Annotated in this window: 18 protein-coding genes and 1 pseudogene; 13 read left to right on the forward strand and 6 right to left on the reverse strand. The window is 38.0% G+C overall.

Annotated features, from left to right (window positions below):
- Nucleotides 1-198: 198 nt before the first annotated feature.
- Nucleotides 199-909 carry a dihydropteridine reductase gene (locus tag MHH64_RS05460; RefSeq protein WP_340002819.1) on the forward strand — a complete coding sequence of 237 codons (711 nt, stop codon included), beginning with the start codon at nt 199-201 and terminating at the stop codon, nt 907-909.
- Between the two features lie 306 nt (nt 910-1,215).
- Here the strand turns inward: MHH64_RS05460 and MHH64_RS05465 are convergent, their stop codons facing one another.
- Complete coding sequence (locus MHH64_RS05465; protein ID WP_340002820.1) at nt 1,216-2,577, reverse strand: FAD-dependent oxidoreductase; 1,362 nt, start codon at nt 2,575-2,577, stop codon at nt 1,216-1,218.
- Nucleotides 2,578-2,694: 117 nt separating this feature from the next.
- Here MHH64_RS05465 and MHH64_RS05470 point away from each other — a divergent pair, with 117 nt between their 5' ends.
- From MHH64_RS05470 to MHH64_RS05505, 8 genes and pseudogenes are all read left to right on the forward strand, one after another.
- Nucleotides 2,695-2,979, forward strand: coding sequence for a DUF3219 family protein (locus MHH64_RS05470; RefSeq protein WP_095312375.1), 285 nt, complete (start codon nt 2,695-2,697; stop codon nt 2,977-2,979).
- A gap of 72 nt (nt 2,980-3,051) precedes the next feature.
- Nucleotides 3,052-4,242 (forward strand): class I SAM-dependent rRNA methyltransferase, encoded by a 1,191-nt coding sequence (locus MHH64_RS05475; RefSeq protein WP_095312378.1) that lies wholly within the window; start codon nt 3,052-3,054, stop codon nt 4,240-4,242.
- Between the two features lie 234 nt (nt 4,243-4,476).
- Nucleotides 4,477-5,439, forward strand: coding sequence for an ornithine carbamoyltransferase (gene argF / locus MHH64_RS05480; protein ID WP_303448338.1), 963 nt, complete (start codon nt 4,477-4,479; stop codon nt 5,437-5,439).
- A 270-nt stretch (nt 5,440-5,709) separates the two neighbouring features.
- Nucleotides 5,710-7,497: a S9 family peptidase gene (locus MHH64_RS05485; RefSeq protein ID WP_303448339.1), complete on the forward strand. Its 1,788-nt coding sequence runs from the start codon at nt 5,710-5,712 to the stop codon at nt 7,495-7,497.
- 26 nt (nt 7,498-7,523) lie between these two features.
- Nucleotides 7,524-9,119, forward strand: coding sequence for a glutathione ABC transporter substrate-binding protein (locus MHH64_RS05490; protein WP_340002821.1), 1,596 nt, complete (start codon nt 7,524-7,526; stop codon nt 9,117-9,119).
- Between the two features lie 141 nt (nt 9,120-9,260).
- Nucleotides 9,261-10,112, forward strand: a complete 852-nt coding sequence (locus tag MHH64_RS05495; protein ID WP_340002822.1) for an MBL fold metallo-hydrolase — start codon at nt 9,261-9,263, stop codon at nt 10,110-10,112.
- Nucleotides 10,113-10,183: 71 nt separating this feature from the next.
- Complete coding sequence (locus MHH64_RS05500) at nt 10,184-10,747, forward strand: helix-turn-helix domain-containing protein (RefSeq protein WP_095314507.1); 564 nt, start codon at nt 10,184-10,186, stop codon at nt 10,745-10,747.
- Nucleotides 10,708-11,574 (forward strand): annotated as a pseudogene (locus MHH64_RS05505) (IS3 family transposase); the annotation flags it as partial. The gene MHH64_RS05500 and the pseudogene MHH64_RS05505, both read left to right, overlap by 40 nt.
- A gap of 112 nt (nt 11,575-11,686) precedes the next feature.
- Here the strand turns inward: MHH64_RS05505 and thrB are convergent.
- From thrB to MHH64_RS05520, 3 genes are read right to left on the reverse strand one after another with little or no spacing between them, the layout of a single operon-like run.
- Nucleotides 11,687-12,568, reverse strand: coding sequence for a homoserine kinase (gene thrB, locus MHH64_RS05510; RefSeq protein WP_340002823.1), 882 nt, complete (start codon nt 12,566-12,568; stop codon nt 11,687-11,689).
- The gene (thrC, locus tag MHH64_RS05515; RefSeq protein WP_340002824.1) at nt 12,565-13,626 is read right to left on the reverse strand and encodes a threonine synthase; all 1,062 of its coding nucleotides are present in this window, start codon (nt 13,624-13,626) and stop codon (nt 12,565-12,567) included. The genes thrB and thrC overlap by 4 nt, the downstream gene beginning before the upstream one ends.
- Nucleotides 13,623-14,924 (reverse strand): homoserine dehydrogenase, encoded by a 1,302-nt coding sequence (locus MHH64_RS05520; protein WP_095311507.1) that lies wholly within the window; start codon nt 14,922-14,924, stop codon nt 13,623-13,625. The genes thrC and MHH64_RS05520 overlap by 4 nt, the downstream gene beginning before the upstream one ends.
- A 256-nt stretch (nt 14,925-15,180) precedes the next feature.
- Between MHH64_RS05520 and MHH64_RS05525 the strand changes: the two genes are divergently transcribed.
- Both MHH64_RS05525 and MHH64_RS05530 read left to right on the forward strand, forming a co-directional pair.
- Nucleotides 15,181-15,339 (forward strand): hypothetical protein, encoded by a 159-nt coding sequence (locus MHH64_RS05525; RefSeq protein ID WP_168927291.1) that lies wholly within the window; start codon nt 15,181-15,183, stop codon nt 15,337-15,339.
- A 57-nt stretch (nt 15,340-15,396) separates the two neighbouring features.
- Nucleotides 15,397-15,957 carry a hypothetical protein gene (locus MHH64_RS05530; RefSeq protein WP_095311508.1) on the forward strand — a complete coding sequence of 187 codons (561 nt, stop codon included), beginning with the start codon at nt 15,397-15,399 and terminating at the stop codon, nt 15,955-15,957.
- A 134-nt stretch (nt 15,958-16,091) separates the two neighbouring features.
- Here the strand turns inward: MHH64_RS05530 and MHH64_RS05535 are convergent, their stop codons facing one another.
- Nucleotides 16,092-17,264, reverse strand: coding sequence for a DHHA1 domain-containing protein (locus tag MHH64_RS05535; protein WP_340002825.1), 1,173 nt, complete (start codon nt 17,262-17,264; stop codon nt 16,092-16,094).
- Between the two features lie 130 nt (nt 17,265-17,394).
- On the opposite strand from MHH64_RS05535, the gene MHH64_RS05540 reads away from it, so the two are divergent.
- The gene (locus MHH64_RS05540) at nt 17,395-17,868 is read left to right on the forward strand and encodes a hypothetical protein (protein WP_095311568.1); all 474 of its coding nucleotides are present in this window, start codon (nt 17,395-17,397) and stop codon (nt 17,866-17,868) included.
- A gap of 49 nt (nt 17,869-17,917) precedes the next feature.
- Nucleotides 17,918-18,304 carry an SLAP domain-containing protein gene (locus MHH64_RS05545; protein ID WP_095311570.1) on the forward strand — a complete coding sequence of 129 codons (387 nt, stop codon included), beginning with the start codon at nt 17,918-17,920 and terminating at the stop codon, nt 18,302-18,304.
- Between the two features lie 81 nt (nt 18,305-18,385).
- Here the strand turns inward: MHH64_RS05545 and MHH64_RS05550 are convergent, their stop codons facing one another.
- Entirely contained in the window at nt 18,386-19,540 is a 1,155-nt protein-coding gene (locus tag MHH64_RS05550; RefSeq protein ID WP_095311572.1) for an MFS transporter, read from the reverse strand.
- Between the last annotated feature and the right edge of the window lie 28 nt (nt 19,541-19,568).

Raw genomic sequence — 19,568 nt, forward strand, 5'->3', positions numbered from 1 at the left:
ATATAGCCGTGATGCTGTAATGAAATTATTGCCATCTAGTTAGAAATAAATGTGAATTTAAAATAAAGTCATGCAGATTATGAATTAGGAATCGACTGCTTTTCCGCTGCGAAATCAATCTGTTTAATTGAGAATAGTTATCAATTGTTGTATAGTAGATAGTAATGAACCATATAATCTAAGTAAGGAGAATAGATAATGCAAATATACTGGACTAAAATAAATAAGATTATTGAAGAAACGCCTGAGGTTAAAACGTACCTGCTCGACTGTCCGGAAGACTTTACATGGGAAGAAGGTTCCCATACCCACTTTGCACTGGAAGGTTTTAATGCGGGAGATAAACCAAACCGCAGTCTGATTCGTCACATGTCAATCTCCACTTTACCGCACGAAGATTCAATCGGTATTACAACACGCATCAGAGAGCAATGTTCTGAGTTTAAAACGATTTTAAGCAATCTTGAGGTCGGAAATGAAGTTGCAATATTTAAAACACATTCCAATGTACCACTTAAAAGAGAAGACAAAAATGTTTATCTGCTGTCATCGGGTGTTGGTCTGGCAACTTTCAGACCGCTTGTGCTTGATTATTTCGAACGTGCTGACAACGTCAATCAAATTCATTCGCTGAACATCGATTCTTCAAAAAAATTCTTATTCACTACTATTTTTGAAACCGTTCCTGATAAGAAGTTCACATCACAGTTTGTCGATAATCGTAAAGACTACTATGAAGAAGTGAAAAATCTTGCTGCAGACAAAGATGGACTTTTCTATGTTGTCGGAAGCGACGAGTTCCTCATACAGAACATTGAAGTATTGCGTGAGCAGGGTATCAATCCAGAGCAGATTATGCTCGACAAGCATGAACGACAGCTGCCTGAATTTTTATCATTTGATTTGTAATTTAATCGAGACAAACTATCTTCTAGGCAAATACTGAATAAATGTTCCATTAAAGGGGCACGACTGTGGAACAGCAGAGATAGAAAATGAGCAAATTTTTTATGGAATTGTGGATCCGTTTTGGTCAATCCTTTCAAAACGGATTCTTTAAATTTAACAATGTGGTTTGCAAGATGTTTTAATTTTAGTGCTACAATAAAAAATCGTATATTTTGATAGAAATCTTTGCTGCCTTTTCAAAAACTCCTTCCCATATCTTTATTTTTTGCAAAATAAAAAGGGCTCTAAAAGCCCTCCTATTTACAATTAATCAAAACTCGAAAATAGGTTATTCAATGCCTCACTCATGGATGGATGTGTGAAAATATTATCTTTTAATCGTTTATATGGTAATTTAGCTTCCATTGCAATTCGCACGGTATTGATTAATTCATGTGAACCTGCGCAAAATAACGTACATCCTAAAATATCATCTGTGTCCGGGTCAATAAGAGCTTTCAAAAGTCCGTCTGTTTGCTTGATAATACGAGCATAAGGAACCCCTGCTGCTGGAATCGATGCTACTTTATAGTCAATACCTTCTTCTTTAGCTGTCTTTTCATTGAGACCAACATGGGATAGGACAGGTTCGATAAAAACGGAATATGGTATATTTTTTCGTTCCTTTTTCGAGTAATTGCCATCACCAAATAATTGATCACGAACGATACGGAAATCATCTAATGAAATATAAGTAAACTGTGGGCCGCCATTGACATCCCCTAATGCCCAAATGTGATCGGCATCTGTCTTCAAGTAATCATCTACAACAATTGCTCCCTTATCATCTTGCTGAATGGAAGTGTTTTCCAGTCCTAAACCTTCCGTGTTTGGCTTTCTGCCTGTTGCAACTAATAGGGCAGAGCTAGTCAATTTCTCAGTCTTATCCTCTTTCTGGTAGGTAACCGCAACACCACCATCTATATTCTTAACGGATTGTACCCTGCTTGCTAATTGTAGCTTAATTCCTTTTCCTTCAAATATCTTTTGTACTTCACTTGCAATGTCACGATCATCGTTTGGCAAGAATTCCTCAGAGCTGTCAATTACTGTAACCTCTGAGCCAAAGTTTACATACATCGAAGCGAATTCCAAACCAATATACCCACCACCAATGATAATTAGCTTTTCGGGCAGCTCATCGCGATCTTGGAGCGTTGTAGAAGTATAAACATACTCCGTTTCATCGATTCCATCAATCGGCGGAATGATTGGAGATGAACCGGTATTTATGAAGAACTTATCTGCACTTAGCTCAAGGGATTCAGTTTCCGAGCTAAGTTGGATCTTTTTATCGTCAATAAACGTAGCTTTTGCAGTATAAACCGTAACGGTTTCCTGATCATTAAGCATCTTAAAATTATTCTCTCTTAAAGCAGTAGTTAACTGATCTTTTTCTTGAATCGATTCCTTGTAATAGGCTTCCTTGGACTCGCTGGAATTAGCTTGCTGTTCGGATTGGAAAGCAAGCGATTTTGTTGGGATACAGGCAATGTTAATACATGTGCCACCATATTGTTTAGCTGATTGCTCTATCATAGCAACTCGCTTTCCGGCCTTAGCAAGTGAACCTGCTAACGTTTTACCACCTTTTCCAAAGCCGATAATAATTGCATCAAAATGTTCCATTTAAATCATCCTTTCATTAAACTATTACCTTAAAGGTCAGAAATTAAACGAATAAGTTACTTTAGTAAACAATCGGAGATAAAATTGGTAAACTTTTTATAAAAGGGAGTGATGTGATTGAAACGAAAAGTGATTATAAATGGATATGAAATTGATGGATTGGAATTTCAAATGGAAACATTACCAAAAGGAAATCGAAAAGTGAGTTTTGCTTTTAAAGTGTCGAGTGAGGAATATCATGATATAACAACATTGCTTTATAAGAATGACTTTACCTTGCAGATTCCTGAGGAAAATCTTGAATTACAAGCTACTATCCATAATTACGCTACTTCCATTACAAATTTGTATGAAGCGAATGCCGTTGGAGACTTTCATCTTGAATTAGTGGAGAAACAATAACTTTTATTACGACAGCTTGCGCTAATCACAGGTCACATGCGATAATGAGCAAAAATGGAATAGGATGAAAATATGGCTACTATTGTTGAATTAAGAGTGAAACCGGATTTTACTAAATACTATAAAAATAAATTTCCTTTAATTTCGAAAGAAGCAATTATAAATCCAGGAGCTTTGTCTGAGGAAGGTACAATAGTTCATTTAGTGGACCAGCATGGACAATTTCTTGCAAAGGGTTACTATGGCAAGCAAAATAAAGGACTGGGATGGGTGCTATCTTTTAATGAAAATGAAAAGGTGGACACTGTCTTCTTTAAGAATAAAATGCTAGCTGCAATCAATAAAAGACAGTCATACTATAACGACGAAAATACAAACGCATTTCGTGTTTTCAATGGTGAAGGTGACGGTATTGGTGGATTAACGATTGACTATTTTGATGGGTATTATGTAATCAGCTGGTATAGTAAAGGAATTTACACCTTTAAAGACAAAGTTATTCGCGTGCTTGATGAACTTGGAGGATATAAAGCGATATATGAAAAAAAACGCTTTGACAGAAAAGGACAATATCTTGATGACGATGACTTTGTAAAGGGAGAACTGGGAGAGTTTCCAATTATCGTTAAAGAGAATGGCATAAGTTATGCGGTTCATTTGAATGATGGTGCAATGGTAGGGATTTTTCTTGACCAACGTGATGTTCGAAAAGCAATTCGTGATCATTATGCGAAAGGAAAAAATGTTTTAAATACATTTTCTTATACAGGCGCTTTTTCCGTAGCAGCTGCACTTGGAGGTGCTGCAAAGACGACCAGTGTAGACCTTGCAGGGCGTAGTAAAAGTAAAACAATTGAGCAATTTGCTGTAAATGGGATTGATTATGAACAGCAGGATATTATCGTGATGGATGTGTTCGATTATTTCAAATACGCGAAACGAAAAGAATTGAAATTTGATTTCGTTGTCCTTGATCCGCCGAGCTTTGCCCGGTCAAAAAAGCATACGTTTAGCACAGCGAAGGATTATCCTGGCTTGATTCAGGATACATTAGCGATTACCGAAAAGAATGGCATTATTGTAGCATCTACAAATAATGCATCATTTGGAATGAAGAAGTTCAAAGCGTTTATTGATAAAGGATTCAATGGAATGAAATATAAAATTCTTGAAGAATTCTCCTTGCCGGCTGATTTTCAAGTAAACCGTAATTTTAATCAGGGGGATTACTTGAAGGTTATCATCGTACAGAAGTTAGGTTAGCAAAACACCCGCTTTGATTTGATGCAAAGCGGGTGTTTGATGTTTCGGATGGGTGTTGCTTGGTAAAGGGTGGGCAATGCTCGAAATTAGTTGGTTCCTGCTCGTCCTGACGATAGTAAGCTGGAATAATAATCTGTAAGTAAAAATATAAAAAGTTATCAAAACACTTGTATATTTATTCTAAATAATGCATAATAATTCATATACAAATTACAAGAGGATGTGAGTTTTATCATGACAATGGTTAAAGAAGCGGATTTGATAAAACAGGAGCTAAAGGGACGGGATTTTTTAACACTTGCTCATTATACAACGGATGAGATTAATTATTTATTAGAACTAGCGGATTATATTAAAAAGCAGAAGCAGGAAGGCATTTCATTTGAACCACTAAAAGGAAAAACATTAGGGATGATTTTTGAAAAGTCGTCTACAAGAACGCGTGTATCCTTCGAAGCGGGTATTTACCAATTAGGTGGTATGGGAATTTTCTTAAATTCAAAAGATATACAAATTGGCAGAGGTGAGACAATTGCTGACACGGCACAAGTACTGTCTGGCTATTTGGATGGAATTATGATTCGGACATTCTCTCAAGCGGTGGTAGAGGAGCTTGCCGCATTTGCTAGTATCCCTGTTATTAATGGATTGACAGATTTGTATCATCCTTGCCAAGTGCTTGCAGACTTGCAAACGATTAAAGAAGTAAAGGGAACGCTGGAGGGGAAAAAGGTAGTTTATATTGGAGACGGAAATAATATGGCGCATTCCCTTATGCATGGAGCTGCCAAAATGGGGATGGAGCTAGTGATTGCTGCTCCTGCTGATTATTTGCCTGATCCAGATGTAACCGCAAAAGCACAGGAAATAGCAGCTGAACACAATGCAAAAATTAGCATTGAGGTGGACCCTGCTTTAGCTGTTCAACATGCAGATGTTATTTATACAGACGTATGGGCAAGTATGGGGCAGGAGGCAGAACAAGCGAAAAGAGAAAAGGATTTTGACGCATACCGTGTAGATGCTGCTTTGTTAGCCAAGGCAAAAGCAGATGTTACATTTATGCATTGTTTGCCTGCACACCGAGGTGAAGAGGTAACTGCAGAAGTAATTGATGGAGCACATTCTGTTGTTTTTCAACAGGCCGAAAATCGACTTCATGCACAAAAAGCATTGATGACAGCATTGATGAGCTAATTATTAAAGAGGGCTATCGCCAAGAAGGCGATGGTCCTTTTTGTGGTTTTGGATTTTGGACCGTATTTACCTTAAATTCGATAGTGAGCAAACAACAACCATAATTAAAGAAAAGATTGAAAACCATCGTTTCCGCACATTAAACCCTCATGAAACACGATAAATATACAATTTTCTCCATTGATTTCTGAAAATAAATACTATATACTCTTTTGTTATAATCAGTATTTGTAAGAAATGTCCGAAAAATAAAAGAGGAGGAATTTGAAAATGGAGGCAACATCTGAGAAAACATTACTTTCTTATTTAAAGTCATACCGGGCTTATGAGCCATCTGTCATTCCAGGTCAGCAAGCAATTACATTTCTAACTAATAAAACTGGATTACCACAGGTTTGGAAATGGGACGATCAAGCATCCGAGGTTCAACAATTTATCGAGCTGCCAGACAGAGCGCTTAGTGTAAATCATTCTCCATCTGGGATGAAAACGATAATCGGTTCAGATATAAATGGGAATGAGAAACAGCAACTTTACTTAATCTGCGAAGGAACAACAGTTGAAGACCTTGTCGTTTCAAAGGAACATTTTCATCACTTTGGTGGCTGGTCGCCTGACGAAACAAAAATTGCCTTCTCTAGTAATCGCAGACATCCAGGTTATTTTGATGTGTATATTTTGGACATTGCAACAAAGAAGGAAGAAGTAGTGTATCTATATAATGGAAACTGCAATCCGATTTGTTGGACGAATGATGGGAAAGGATTAATTTTAAACATAGCGGATACCAACATAGATAACTCCCTATATATATTTGATTTAGAAACAAAAGAACTGACGAAGATTGGTAAGGAAAATATAAGTGCAAGATATCATTCGATACAGCTAACAAAGGATGGAAAAAAAGGCTATCTTGTAACAGATGCAGGTCGTGATACATTAGCTATTCATTCCTTTACATTCGATAATCCTACTGAATTAGAACAACTGTCACAAATTGAAAAATGGGATATTGAAGAAATAAAACTATCTCCTGATGGAAAATTACTTGCTTATACGGTAAATGAAGGAGGAACATCAAGACTTCGATTTTATCATATTAAACATAAATCGATGTTTGAAGCGTCAGGACTGCCGTCTGGCGTTTATAGCTCTTTATCATGGCTGGACACTGAAGAGCTTGTCATCGAAATAAAGAGTGCGATTCTTCCGGGTGATTTATGGTCCGCAGACTTGAAGGAGCAAAAAACGAAGAGGCTTACTTTTGTTGGAGAAAATAAAGATATTCATCACCTATGGACAGAGCCGGAGCTATGTCATTATTCCTCTTTTGATGGACTTGAAGTGCCTTATTTTCTTTATGGTAAGAAAGACTACGCACAGCCTGTCATGATATATGTACATGGGGGTCCAGAGAGCCAGATTAGAAACGAATATAATCCTGTTATACAATTTTTAGCAGCACAAGGCTATGCAGTAGTTGCACCGAATGTACGTGGCAGCATGGGCTATGGACGGAAATACGTACAATTGGACGATGTCCGTAAACGCATGGATGCTGTAGCTGATTTAAAGTGGCTTGTAGAAGACCTCGTCAGGCGTGGTGCTGATCCTAAAAAAATTGGCATTATGGGACGTAGCTATGGAGGTTTTATGGTACTAGCTGCAATTACACACTACCCTGAATTGTGGGCAGCGGCCGTAGATATTGTTGGTATCTCACATTTTAAGACGTTCCTTGAAAATACAGGACCATGGCGCAGGCGATTAAGGGAGAAAGAGTATGGTTCATTAAAAGAAGATGTGGATTTTTTTGAAGAGATTGCTCCATTAAATCATACAGATAAAATTAAAGCTCCATTACTTATCTTCCATGGCAGAAATGACACGAGAGTACCTGTTAGTGAAGCAGAGCAATTGAATCGGGATTTAGAGAACCAAGGAAAAGAAGTGGAACTTATTGTTTTTGAAGATGAAGGACATCAAACAGAAAATATAAAAAACCAAATTGAAATGAATACGAAAATCGTTGCGTTTATGAAAAAGCATTTGCAATAGACGTCAATTATACTGGGGGAACAATTATGAAAAGAATATCGAGAAATTGGCTGTACACATTCATTGCTATAGCATTTATTAGTATCGTTCTTGCTGGTTGTGCTAGTGAACCAGATGAAGCAGGGGGGACAGAAAATGATGGGAAACAACATGGTGGAGAGTTAGTAATTGCCACTGTTTCGGATGCAATCTCGTTAGATCCAGCTGGAGCAAATGATGTTCCATCGTTCGATATCCAATTTAATATTTTTGAGAAGTTAATTAAGCACGATGAGAATATGGGACTACAGCCAAGCCTTGCAACAAGCTGGGAAGCAGTGGATGATACAACTTGGGAATTTAAGCTTCAAGAGGGAGTAACATTTCATGATGGAACCACGTTTAATGCAGAGGTAGTAAAGGCAAATGTTGAGCGTATTATTGATGAAGATGTGGCAGCTCCTACAGCCTATTTGCTCGATATGATCGATGAGGTAGTTGTTATTGATGATTATACGATACAAATAAAGACAGCATATCCGTTTTCAGGTCTGCCAGCACATTTAGCACATTCAGCTGGAGCGATGATCTCTTTGGAACAAATTGAGGCAGATTATGCTGCAATGGAAGAAGGAGCAGATCCAGGAAGTGTTATTAATGAAAAACCAATTGGTACAGGCTATTTTAAATTTGATGAGTGGAGTCCTGGTCAATATATCCGCTTAGTTAAAAATGAAGATTATTGGGATGGAGCAGCATTGCTAGACTCGGTCACATTTAAGGTTGTTCCAGAAGACCTTACTCGTATTGCAGAACTAAATACAGGAGATTCACATGTCACTAATCAATTAAGTTCTTCTGATGTAGCACAAATTGAATCAACAGAAGGGTTAGCGATGCTGCAACAAGGAAGTGTTTCCCTAGATTATCTTGGTTTTAATACACAAAAAGAGCCATTTGATGATGAGCGTGTTCGACAAGCAATTACGATGGCTATAAATAAAGAACAGATAGTAGATGGTATTGCGAATGGCTATGCAATACCTGCTGCAGGGCCACTTGCGCCAAATGTATTTGGTTATGATGAAAATTTAGAAGGAATTGCTTATAATCAAGAAGAAGCAAAGAAGCTGTTGGCTGAAGCTGGTTACGAGGATGGTTTCTCCACTTCCATCTGGACCAATGAGACACGAGAGCGTCTGGATATTGCAACCAACATCCAGTCTCAGCTTTCGGAAATTGGGATTGAGGTAGAGATTGAAATCTTCGAATGGGGTGCATATTTAGAGAAAATTGGTAAAGGTGAGCATGATATGTTCATTTTAGGGTGGTCAAATGGAACAGCCGATGCGGATAACGGATTATATCCATTATTCCATTCTGAGAATATGGGACCACCAGGAAATAGAACCTTCCTTGATCATGGAGAGTTAGATTCTATTTTAGAAGAAGCACGCCAAACGGCGGATGAAGCTGAGCGTATAGAATTATATAAACAAGCACAAGAGTTGCTCGTGGAGTTGGCTCCCATGAATTATTTGATGCATAAGGATTATTTATCAGGGTTGCGTGAAGAAGTGAAAGGATTATCGATGCTACCTACAAAATTCCTGCTTCTTAAAGATGTATATATTGAAGAATAGAATTTTAGGGGCTGATGGAGAATTCCATCAGCTCTCTTTTTTTATTGTTTCAATTTAGAATTTATAAGTTGAAGCCTGTTTTGCCGCCACAATTAATAGGTTATAATGAACAATACAACTAGCTAGAAGGAGTACGAATACATGCAAACATTACAGAAGCTTTCCAATCGTCTTTTTTATCTTCCATCATATCAAAAGACAGACCGGCCAATTTTAGCAGCTGTCGTGGGGGATAATAGGACGTTGTTGATTGATGCTGGGAATTCATCCAGTCACGCACAGCTATTTAAGGAGCAATTGGCTTCCCATAATATCACTGGAGATATTGTAGCCCTGACACATTGGCATTGGGATCATGTTTTTGGCTTAAATGAAATGAACCTGCCTTCCATTGCCAATTTTATGACCTTTGAAAAAGTAAAAGAATTACAGGAGTTTTCATGGAGAGATAAGGAGCTGGATGAGCGTGTCGAAGCAGGGATCGAAATCGCGTTTTGTGCGGATGCAATTAAGTTAGAGCTTGGAGATGCGCGTGACGTTATCATCCCGGATCCTACGCTTATTTTTGAAACTCGAATGCAAGTGAATCTTGGTGGGGTCATCTGTATCATCGAATACATCGGTGGGGATCATTCACCAGACTCCAATCTTATTTATATACAGGAGGAAAAGGCACTATTTCTTGGAGATTGTCTTTATGCAAATATGTATGCAGAAAAATGGCATTACACAATTGAAAAAATGGGCGCACTTTTAGAGAAGATAGAAAGCTATGATGCAGAATTATTTTTCCTATCCCATCATCCGGCACCATTGTCAAAAGACGAATTCGCAAGCTTTTCTGCATTATTGAAAACAAGTGCAGCATTAACCAAAAAGCATGAAGGGAAGCAGGAGGCGATTGTAGAAGCGATGACCTCACATTTTCAACGTGAATTAACAGAAACGGACTTGGAAATTATCGGTTATTTTGTAAATGGATATGCTAAATAAGAAAAAGGAGAGCCTAGGGTGCTGCACCCCAAAAGTTAGAGTAAGAAATCTAAGTTTTGGGGTGTTTTTGCATGGCAAAATATAGTAAGCAATTTAAATTAATGATTGTTAAGGAATATATGGAAGGTCCTCTTGGTTACACTTTATTAGCTAGGAAATATGATATTCCAAGTAAGGCTCCTATTGAAAGATGGGTAAAGTCATATAAAGCATTGGGTGAAGAGGGATTACGTAAAAAGCGTTGTAAAAAGGTTTATTCTGTTCAATTTAAGTTAAATGTACTAAACTTTATGAAACAAACGGGCGCTTCTTACCAAGATACCGCAATAGAATTTCAGATGAATAATTCTACTCTTATTGCGAACTGGAACAAGATTTTCCTTACTGAAGGGATAGAAGGCCTCAAAGAAAAACCGAAAGGACGGCCCCCTATGTCTGGGAAAAGAAAAGCAAAGTCAGTAAAACAAGAGAAAGCAATGAATCGCGAGGAACAATTAGAGCGTGAGATTGAACTTCTTCGGTTGGAAAATACCTATTTAAAAAAGTTAAAAGCTTTTCAGGAAAATCCAGAGGCCTACCTCGAAAAGCACAAGCAGCGTTGGCACTCGAACTCAAGAAAGAAGGATTCAGATTAAAAGATGTACTCCGAGTTGTAGGTATACCAGAGGAAACTTATCATTATCAAGTTAAACAATTGAAGAAAGAAGATACGAATAAAGAGTGGAAAGAACTCATTCATGAATTGTTTAAGAAGCATGAAGGTAAATATGGATACCGTCGGATCCATTTAGAATTAAGAGGCAAGGGCTATAAAATCAATCATAAAAAAGTACAACGGATTATGAGAGAATTGGGCTTGAAATGTATTAAGTTTACACGAAAATCTCGATACAAGTCTTATAAAGGAACGGTTGGGAAGGTAGCGGAAAATCGTTTAAACCGACGGTTTAATACGCCTATTCGTCTACAAAAGTTAGTCACCGACATCACGGAATTCAAGTGTACTGGAAATGAGAAACTTTATTTAAGTCCAATACTAGATTTATATAATGGTGAGGTAATCTCTTATGGTATCTCAAATAAACCAACATTAGATTTTGCGGTCAAGCCACTTAACCAAGCAATAGAAATAATCAAGAGTAAGGCCAAATATCGTACAACCATTCATTCTGATCAAGGCTGGCATTACCAACATATAAAGTGGGTCAAAACGTTGAATAAAAGCAGAATCTTTCAAAGCATGTCTAGAAAAGCCACATGTGCAGATAACGCTGCGATGGAGAATTTCTTTGGGATTATGAAACAAGAAATGTATCACGGTGAAGCATTAATGTCTTATCATGAACTGAAACGAAAGATAGAGAAATATATTTATTACTACAATAACGAACGAATTAAAACGAAATTGGCTGGTTTAAGTCCAGTGCAATACCGAACTCAAACCAGCCAAACAGCTGCATAATGAAAACTCTAACTTTTAGGGGTCACTACCTAGGCTTCTCCTTTTTAATGCGTAAATAATATAAGTATTCTCCTAAAAGCAGTATTGGCGAACACCTTAGTTCTCTAATTAATTATTCAACTGTTAATCCTTGCATATCAATTTTCATTACGCTCACATGATAATCCGGAAGTATTGCTTGCAGTGGTTCAGTTATAGCTTGTCCTTCACCTTTTGGTGCAAAAGAAATCATCGTTGGACCAGCACCGCTAATAACAGTTCCATAGGCACCATAAAACTTTGCCACTTTACGAATTTGATCATAGTTGGGGATTAGAGCTGAACGATAGGATTCATGGAACATATCCTTTTCCATCATTTTTCCGGCAAGTTCGTAATCACCTGCTAAAAGTGAGGCAACAACGAGGTTACTAATTCCGCTGGCTGCTGCTGCATGGCCTCTTGTGTATGAATCTGGAAGAACCTGTCTTGCAGCTTCTGTTTTCAATTCAGTATTGGGAATATAGATAACCAGATCAACATCTAATGCAGGTGCTTGAAGCCAATTGATTTCATTGCCAGTTAAGGTTGAAATAATAAGCCCGCCAAAGAGTGCCGGTGCGATATTATCTGGATGACCTTCAATTTCTGTTCCATACTGGAGTTTATCTTCACTGCTTAAATGAAGATCGCAAGCTTGGTTTGCGAGTTCAATACCAGCTAGAATCGCAGATGCACTACTGCCTAATCCACGAGCGAGTGGAATCTCACTTGTTTCGACAACTTTACATACTGGTAATGTTGTTTGATGCCGTTCTGCAATTTTTGCAGCAATTTGAAAAATGAAATGATCCTGAAAATTATCATTAGAAGAAAGAGAAGGGGAGGTGAACTCCCACTTCTCCGATTCTGTTACTTCCAATGTTAGATACAGATTTACTGCTAGACCCATGGAGTCGAATCCCGGTCCGATATTTGCTGAGCTTGCCGGTACTGAAATACGAAACGGCCTCATTGATTAACCAGCTCTTCAATATATTTCATAACGGCAGCTTCATCATTTTCTAAGGAAACAGGATTAATTTCCAACTGTTCAATAGCTGTTTGTGGATCCTTCAATCCATTTCCTGTTAACACAGCGACAACCTTGCTTCCTTTTGGAATTGTTCCTTCCTTACACTGTTGAATAACACCTGCGATCGATGCACAAGAACCAGGCTCCGCAAAAATCCCTTCTTTACTTGGTAGTAATTTAAACGCCTGTAAGATTTCTTCATCGGTTACAGATTGGATTGTTCCACCAGATTCCTCTTTTGCATTTACTGCAAGCTCCCAGCTAGCAGGATTACCAATCCGAATCGCTGTGGCTACAGTTTCTGGATTTGGAATGACTTTATTTTGCACGATTGCTGCAGCGCCTTCTGCTTCAAATCCAAACATTTGTGGTAGACCGGTTTGTTTTTTCTCGTGATATTCTTTAAATCCTTTCCAATATGCACTGATGTTACCAGCGTTACCGACAGGAATTGCCAGAATGTCAGGAGCAGTTCCAAGCTGATCACATACTTCAAATGCTGCCGTTTTTTGTCCTTCCAGACGATATGGATTGACCGAATTCACTAATGTAACAGGTGCTTTTTCGCTAACTTTACGCACCATTTGCAATGCTTCATCAAAGTTTCCATCAATTTCTACAATTTCTGCACCGTACATGACAGCTTGGGCTAGCTTGCCTAGTGCAACTTTTCCCTTTGGAATAACGATGATCGCGCGAATTCCTGCTCGTGCGGCATAGGCTGCAGCAGCGGCAGAAGTGTTCCCGGTAGATGCGCAAATAATGGATTTGCTTCCTTCTTCAATTGCTTTTGCTACTGCTACAACCATTCCTCTATCTTTAAATGATCCAGTCGGATTAGCACCTTCGACCTTTCCGTACAATTCAATTCCTAATTCCTCAGAAAGTGTCGGGAAATGAATTAATGGTGTATTTCCTTCCTGCAGTGTGAGCGCAGGTGTTTGATCAGTAACTGGTAAATATGCTTTGTAATGACTTAGAAGTCCTTGCCAGCTCATGAAATAGCATCTCCTTCAACTTTGTAATAGCTTTTTACTTCCAAAACAGCATCAAGACCTTTAAGCTTTTCTAAGGCATGCTGGAAGTTTTGGAGTGATGTTTGGTGTGTAATGAAAATAATTTCAGCTACTTCATCCTTGTTAACAGGTGTTTGTAAAATACGTTTAAAACTAATATCCTGATCATGGAATAAAGCAGAAATGTTTGAAAAAACTCCAGCTTCATCTTTCGCATAAAGTCGTACATAATACTGTGCATAGCGTTTATCAGGTGCCTTCAATTCTTTTTTGAAATGTGGTTCAACAAACTGATTTCCAGATACACCTAGACGCATATTCTTAATGACAGAGACAACATCAGAAACTATAGCGGTTGCTGTCGGTAAGCTACCTGCTCCAGGACCATAGAACATGGTCTCGCCAACTGCTTCTCCATAAACATAAACAGCATTAAATTCATTTTTTACCGATGCAAGGGGGTGCGTTTTTGCAAGTAATGTAGGCTGTACATTGATCTCAAGCTCATGATTATCAAAGTTTGCATAGCCAATCAATTTCATTGTATAGCCTAGCTTGTCACCATATTGTAAATCCTCTAATTCGATTCCTTTGATACCAGATACTTCGACATCATCCAGATCTACCGGTGTTGAAAATGCAAGTCTGCCAAGAATCGCCATTTTCCTTGCTGCATCAAGACCTTCTACATCTGAAGTAGGATCTGCTTCAGCAAAGCCAAGCTTCTGCGCTTCATTTAATGCATTTTCATAGCTGACACCTTCACTATCCATTTGCGTTAATATGTAATTGGTTGTACCATTAACAATCCCCATTACTTGTCCGATACGATCGGATGCAAGTCCATCGACGATTCCGCGTAAAATTGGAATTCCGCCAGCAACACTGGCTTCATAGAAGAAGTCACATTTATTGCGTGTAGCAGCATCCTGAAGTTCTGGGCCATGCAATGCTACAAGATCTTTATTAGCGGAAACGACATGTTTATTCGAAGCAAATGCTTTTAAAATATAATCCTTTGCTTCGTCAATGCCACCCATTACTTCCACAACAACATCAATCTCTGGATCATTTAATACATCATCCGGATTCGTTGTCAGAAGGTCTTCCTCTATGTCAACATCACGCGATTTCTCCAAATTACGAACTAATACGCGCTTCACTCGTACATTACAATTTAATTGATGTGCAAGCTTTTGTTGGTGATTTTCAATTAGCTTAATTACACCTGAACCAACAACTCCTAAACCTAAAAGACCAACAGTAACTTTCTCACTCACATAATCACCTCGTATTTAGTCCTTCACTAAAGAACTAATTTGTATATTTAATTCATTTAAACACGAATGCTAAAGTATAGCAATAGTGAATTTTGAAACAATTCAATAAAGCGTTTTCAAGTGATGATCAATGAACAGGGCCAGATGTTCATGATAAAAAATCCGTATAACTATTATAACATTCTTGAAGGTATGAACAAAAATGGGGACTGAACAATAAACTAATACAAATAAGCCGATGATGAGGAGGGGTAACATGAGTGAAGCGATTGCAGGGGCAATTTTTCTCATTTGTTTAGTAATTGGAATTACTGTCGGGTATTTCATAGGGTATGTCGAAGTTGGCAGCTCCATCGGACTTGGACTTGGTTTAATCAGTTTACTTTTTTGGCGGAAGAAAAATCGATATAGATGAAACTATTTATGCCTCTATCCGTATTGAAAATATATGAGATAGAAGGAGACATAAAGCATGGAAACATTGAAATATACGTGTAAGGATGTTCTTTTCTTTTCCAAAAATCATAAAATGATTGTTTACGACAAAGATGGACAGGAAATCGGTGCAGTTATTCGAACACATCGCAATGAAGCAAGAAATGAAACGGTTCGAAAAGGGTCCTTCTATGCATTTGAGGATGAAAATGGCACGTTGCTGACTTCTATTAGTGTGAAAAAGCAAGGCTGGAAAAGTCTTGAAGGATATAGCTACCATTTATCCGATTATCAGGAGGATAAAATATATGATATTCATGATGTGAAATGGGCATCCTTCATTTATTTTCATATAAAAGGATTTATTCAAACGAATAAGTTCGAAGCTTATCAAGATTGGGATGGATCCCTCATATTGAAAGCAGATAAGAAGAAATACGCTTCTATCAGTTTTAATGAGATTACGTTCAATGTAACATTTAAGATTATAGAACATCCTAGTGATTTTTTAATTTCGCCAGCTTTCTTGACGCAGATTTATTGTATGTATCGGTTGTATGATATGGAGAGTAAGGTGATTGAGGAGTTGTTGTTTTAAGAAAAAATGGCTTTGTTGAAAATTGTTTCAGATGGTAAATGAAAATTATTACGAATCAATTTTCTATAAAGATGTTTGGCCCCCTTTTCTTTATCGATCTAAAGGAATGGGGGCGTTTTAGTTCAAACAAGCGCCTAGCGAATCTCCTGACAAGCAAAATGATAGAACTGTAAAGCTTCCTCACTCGAATCAAACCCCGCTTGAGCAGATTGGGCGCTTCCGCCACCCTTTCCATTAAAAGCTTTAAGATGTTCTTTGAGAAAATCTCCACATGAAAATGCAGCAGTACCGTTATGAGCTAGAATGACTTTGTTATCTGTGGTCGTAGCAAATACAACGGACAACTGGTGCTTTGTTGCTATTTGGGCTGCTAGTTTCTGGATTTCCTTGAATGGTTTATTCGAGAAAACATGGGTGATAACAGTTCCATCAATATTAGAAAGAAGCTCTTTTGTCAGATACATATCATTCTGTTCCTTTAACTTTGTAAGCTGTGATTGCAGCTGTTTATGCTCTTGATCCCATTTCTCAAAGCGATCAAGGATATCCTTCCTACCAGTATTAAATTTTTTCGATAGAACATCCGTAATATGAAGTGTTGCTTCGAAGTCCGCTAATGCGCGGTAGCCGCAATTGAAATGGATTCTTGTTGCTCCTTTTATATTTTCAGCATGAAATAATTTGATCATACCAATTTCACCAGTTCGAGACACATGTGTACCGCCACATGCATTGTATTCAATTCCTTCAATCTCAACGATGCGGATATTTTCCGTTACTTTTGGCAATTTCACTAAAGAAATTTCCTTTAATTGTTCATTGGTAACAAAGTAGGTCTGTATTGGACGGTTTTGATAGATCTGCTTATTTACTTCGGTTTCAACTGCTTGCAGTTGTTCTTTAGTTAATGCTGTCTGATCAATATCAATTGTGACATCTTCTGCTCCAAGATGAAAGCTTATCGTATTAGCCTGAAGAAGCTCTCTGAATATTGCTGATAATAAATGCTGTCCGCTATGCTGCTGCATATGATCAAATCTTCGTTGCCAGTCGATAGTGCAAGTTATTTCCTGTGTTCTATCTGGCAGCTGTGCTACTTTATGCAGGACTACATCTTCTTCTGTAAAAACGTCAAGAACTGGAATTCCATTGATATTCCCTAAATCACATGGTTGACCGCCGCCATGAGGGTAAAAAGCCGTTTCTTCTAAAATGATAAATAAATCTTCATCACGCTCAATTTTTTTAGCTATGTTTGTATTCCATGTTGTTATATAGGGTGAGTTGTAATAAAGTTTTGCTGTCATAATTTATTCCTCTCATTTACTATGTTTTATATGGATGATATGTAATTGATCTTATGATACCATTAATCATCCCATATCCTGTAACACTTTCCTTGAAAAATCGACTAAGGAAAGAAGGGAGATGATCAACATGTTACGTATATTTGTGATTTTATCTTTGTTATTAACTGGAGTTGCAGGGTGTGCAACAAGTTATTCAAAAGAACAGGCAGAAAATGGAGAAGGAGCAAATCATTTTACTTCCCCGCCACAGTTAACCTTAATAGTTGATGGTGATTCATATGCTGTTGCCCAGGGAGGTTATAGCTGGTCATATGAGAACACAGACGGTACAACTGTCAATGTGGCGGCAGATTCTATGTCTCCAAGTGAAATGGTAAATGGTAGAAATTCAATTGAAGTGGATGAAGATACAGAAATAACGCTGCAATTTGAAATGGACCCTGCAGATTATAAAGTTAAAATCTGGGATAAAGATAATACTGTGAAGGCAGTGTATGATAAAATAGATCTATCAGAATACAGAGGGAATGTCATTTATGAAGTTTATGCAAACTGGGAGCAAGGATCATCTAGCTATGCGTTCTTGCTTTATATAAGATAATGAATCGTAAAACTTCGTAGAGGCAGATACTTAATAGAGTGGTGATAATATGCAAAGGCTACAATATGAAGCTTCATGGGATAAGGCTTTGCCAGCTAAAGATCGTGAAATAATTGAGGGTGTCTTTCAGGAAACGAAATTATCTGGTAATCAAGCAGTAGCGTTTACGCCATTATGGCAGGCTATGAATTATAAAGGTGAATTATTGGTAACGGTAATCGTTCATAATTTTACGGATAATCCGTTTTCTTTTCAAATGGAACCAATTCGCTATGTCGAAAATAGTGAGCTTGTTGCTGCGAACGAGTTTACAATTCCAGCACTGACAATAGAGGCAGAAACAAGTATGCCGTGGGCGTTCATTTTTCCAGTAGAAAGCTTGAAAACTCAGCCTGCATTAGAGGATGGAAGATTAGAATGGATTAATGCTTATTAATCCATTAGCCAGGAATCTAATCTTGCATTTCTATAAAAAGCCCAGAAAACAGCTTGCTGCGTGTTTCTGGGCTTACTTTTTTTATTGGGAAGTGGCCGTGCCACGTCTTGTTGCGAGCAATGCAGTAACAAGACCAAATACAATGATAATACCGCCGACAATCGCATTATACTCAATACTGACTCGGTCGACGACAATACTACCGGCAAAAGAACCGACAGCTATACCAAGATGCAGGGATGAATTATTTAAGCTGATTAGAATATCCGAATTTTTTGGTGACAGCTCCATTAAATAGCTCTGCATTGGCGGGGTAATAGCCCAGCTCATGCTTCCCCATACAACCATAACAAAAAAGAAAAATGGTACGAAGAACGTCGAGAATGGTACTGCGAAGATCGCAATGATAAAGATAATAATGACAGAAAGAATTGTTCGCTTCGTCCCAAAGTAATCGGCAAAAGAACCCCCGATTGCTCCACCGCTAACGGCTGCAACACCGAACACTAAGTAAACAATACTTATCCATAGACCTTCGAGTCCCATTGTTACTTGTGCAAAAGGTGTAAGGTAAGTATATAGTGTTGTATGTCCTGCCAACACAAGAAATGTAGTGGCGTTAGCAAGTAGTATCTTGCTGTTTTTTAATGTGCGTAGCTGTTGGCCAATGGAAACAGCACCTTGTCCAGGAGTTATTTGTTTCATAAAAAAGTAAACACCTGCCATGGAACATAATGTTAGGATTGCAATCATAATAAATGGGGCACGCCATCCAAAAGTATTTCCAAGCATTAATCCAAATGGGATTCCAAGAACAAGTGACCCACTAACGCCCATGTTCACTATCCCAATTGCGCGTCCACGGTATTGTGGCTCGACAATTGTAGAAGCCATTGTTACACATAGTACAATCAGTAAAGATGCACTGGCTGCTGAAATAATTCTACTGATAAACAGAACACTATAAACGGGACTTAAAACGGCAAGAACATTACTTAAGAAGAAAATAAACAGTGTAATCAACGTTAGTTTCTTTCGTTCAATTCTTGCTGTTAGAAATAATAGTATTGGTGAAGCTATTGCAAAAACAAGTGAAAATACCGTTATTAATAGTCCAGCCTGTCCAACGCTAACTTCTAAGCTAGCTGCAACTAAATCCAATATGCCACCGATAATTAATTCGACCATTCCGACGACAAAGGAAACGATCGTTAACAAATATACTCGTTTATCCATACGTTTACGCCTCTCTTATAAAGTGAAA

This window comes from Oceanobacillus sp. FSL K6-0127 (assembly GCF_037983385.1).
Taxonomy (GTDB): Bacteria; Bacillota; Bacilli; order Bacillales; family Amphibacillaceae; genus Oceanobacillus; species Oceanobacillus profundus.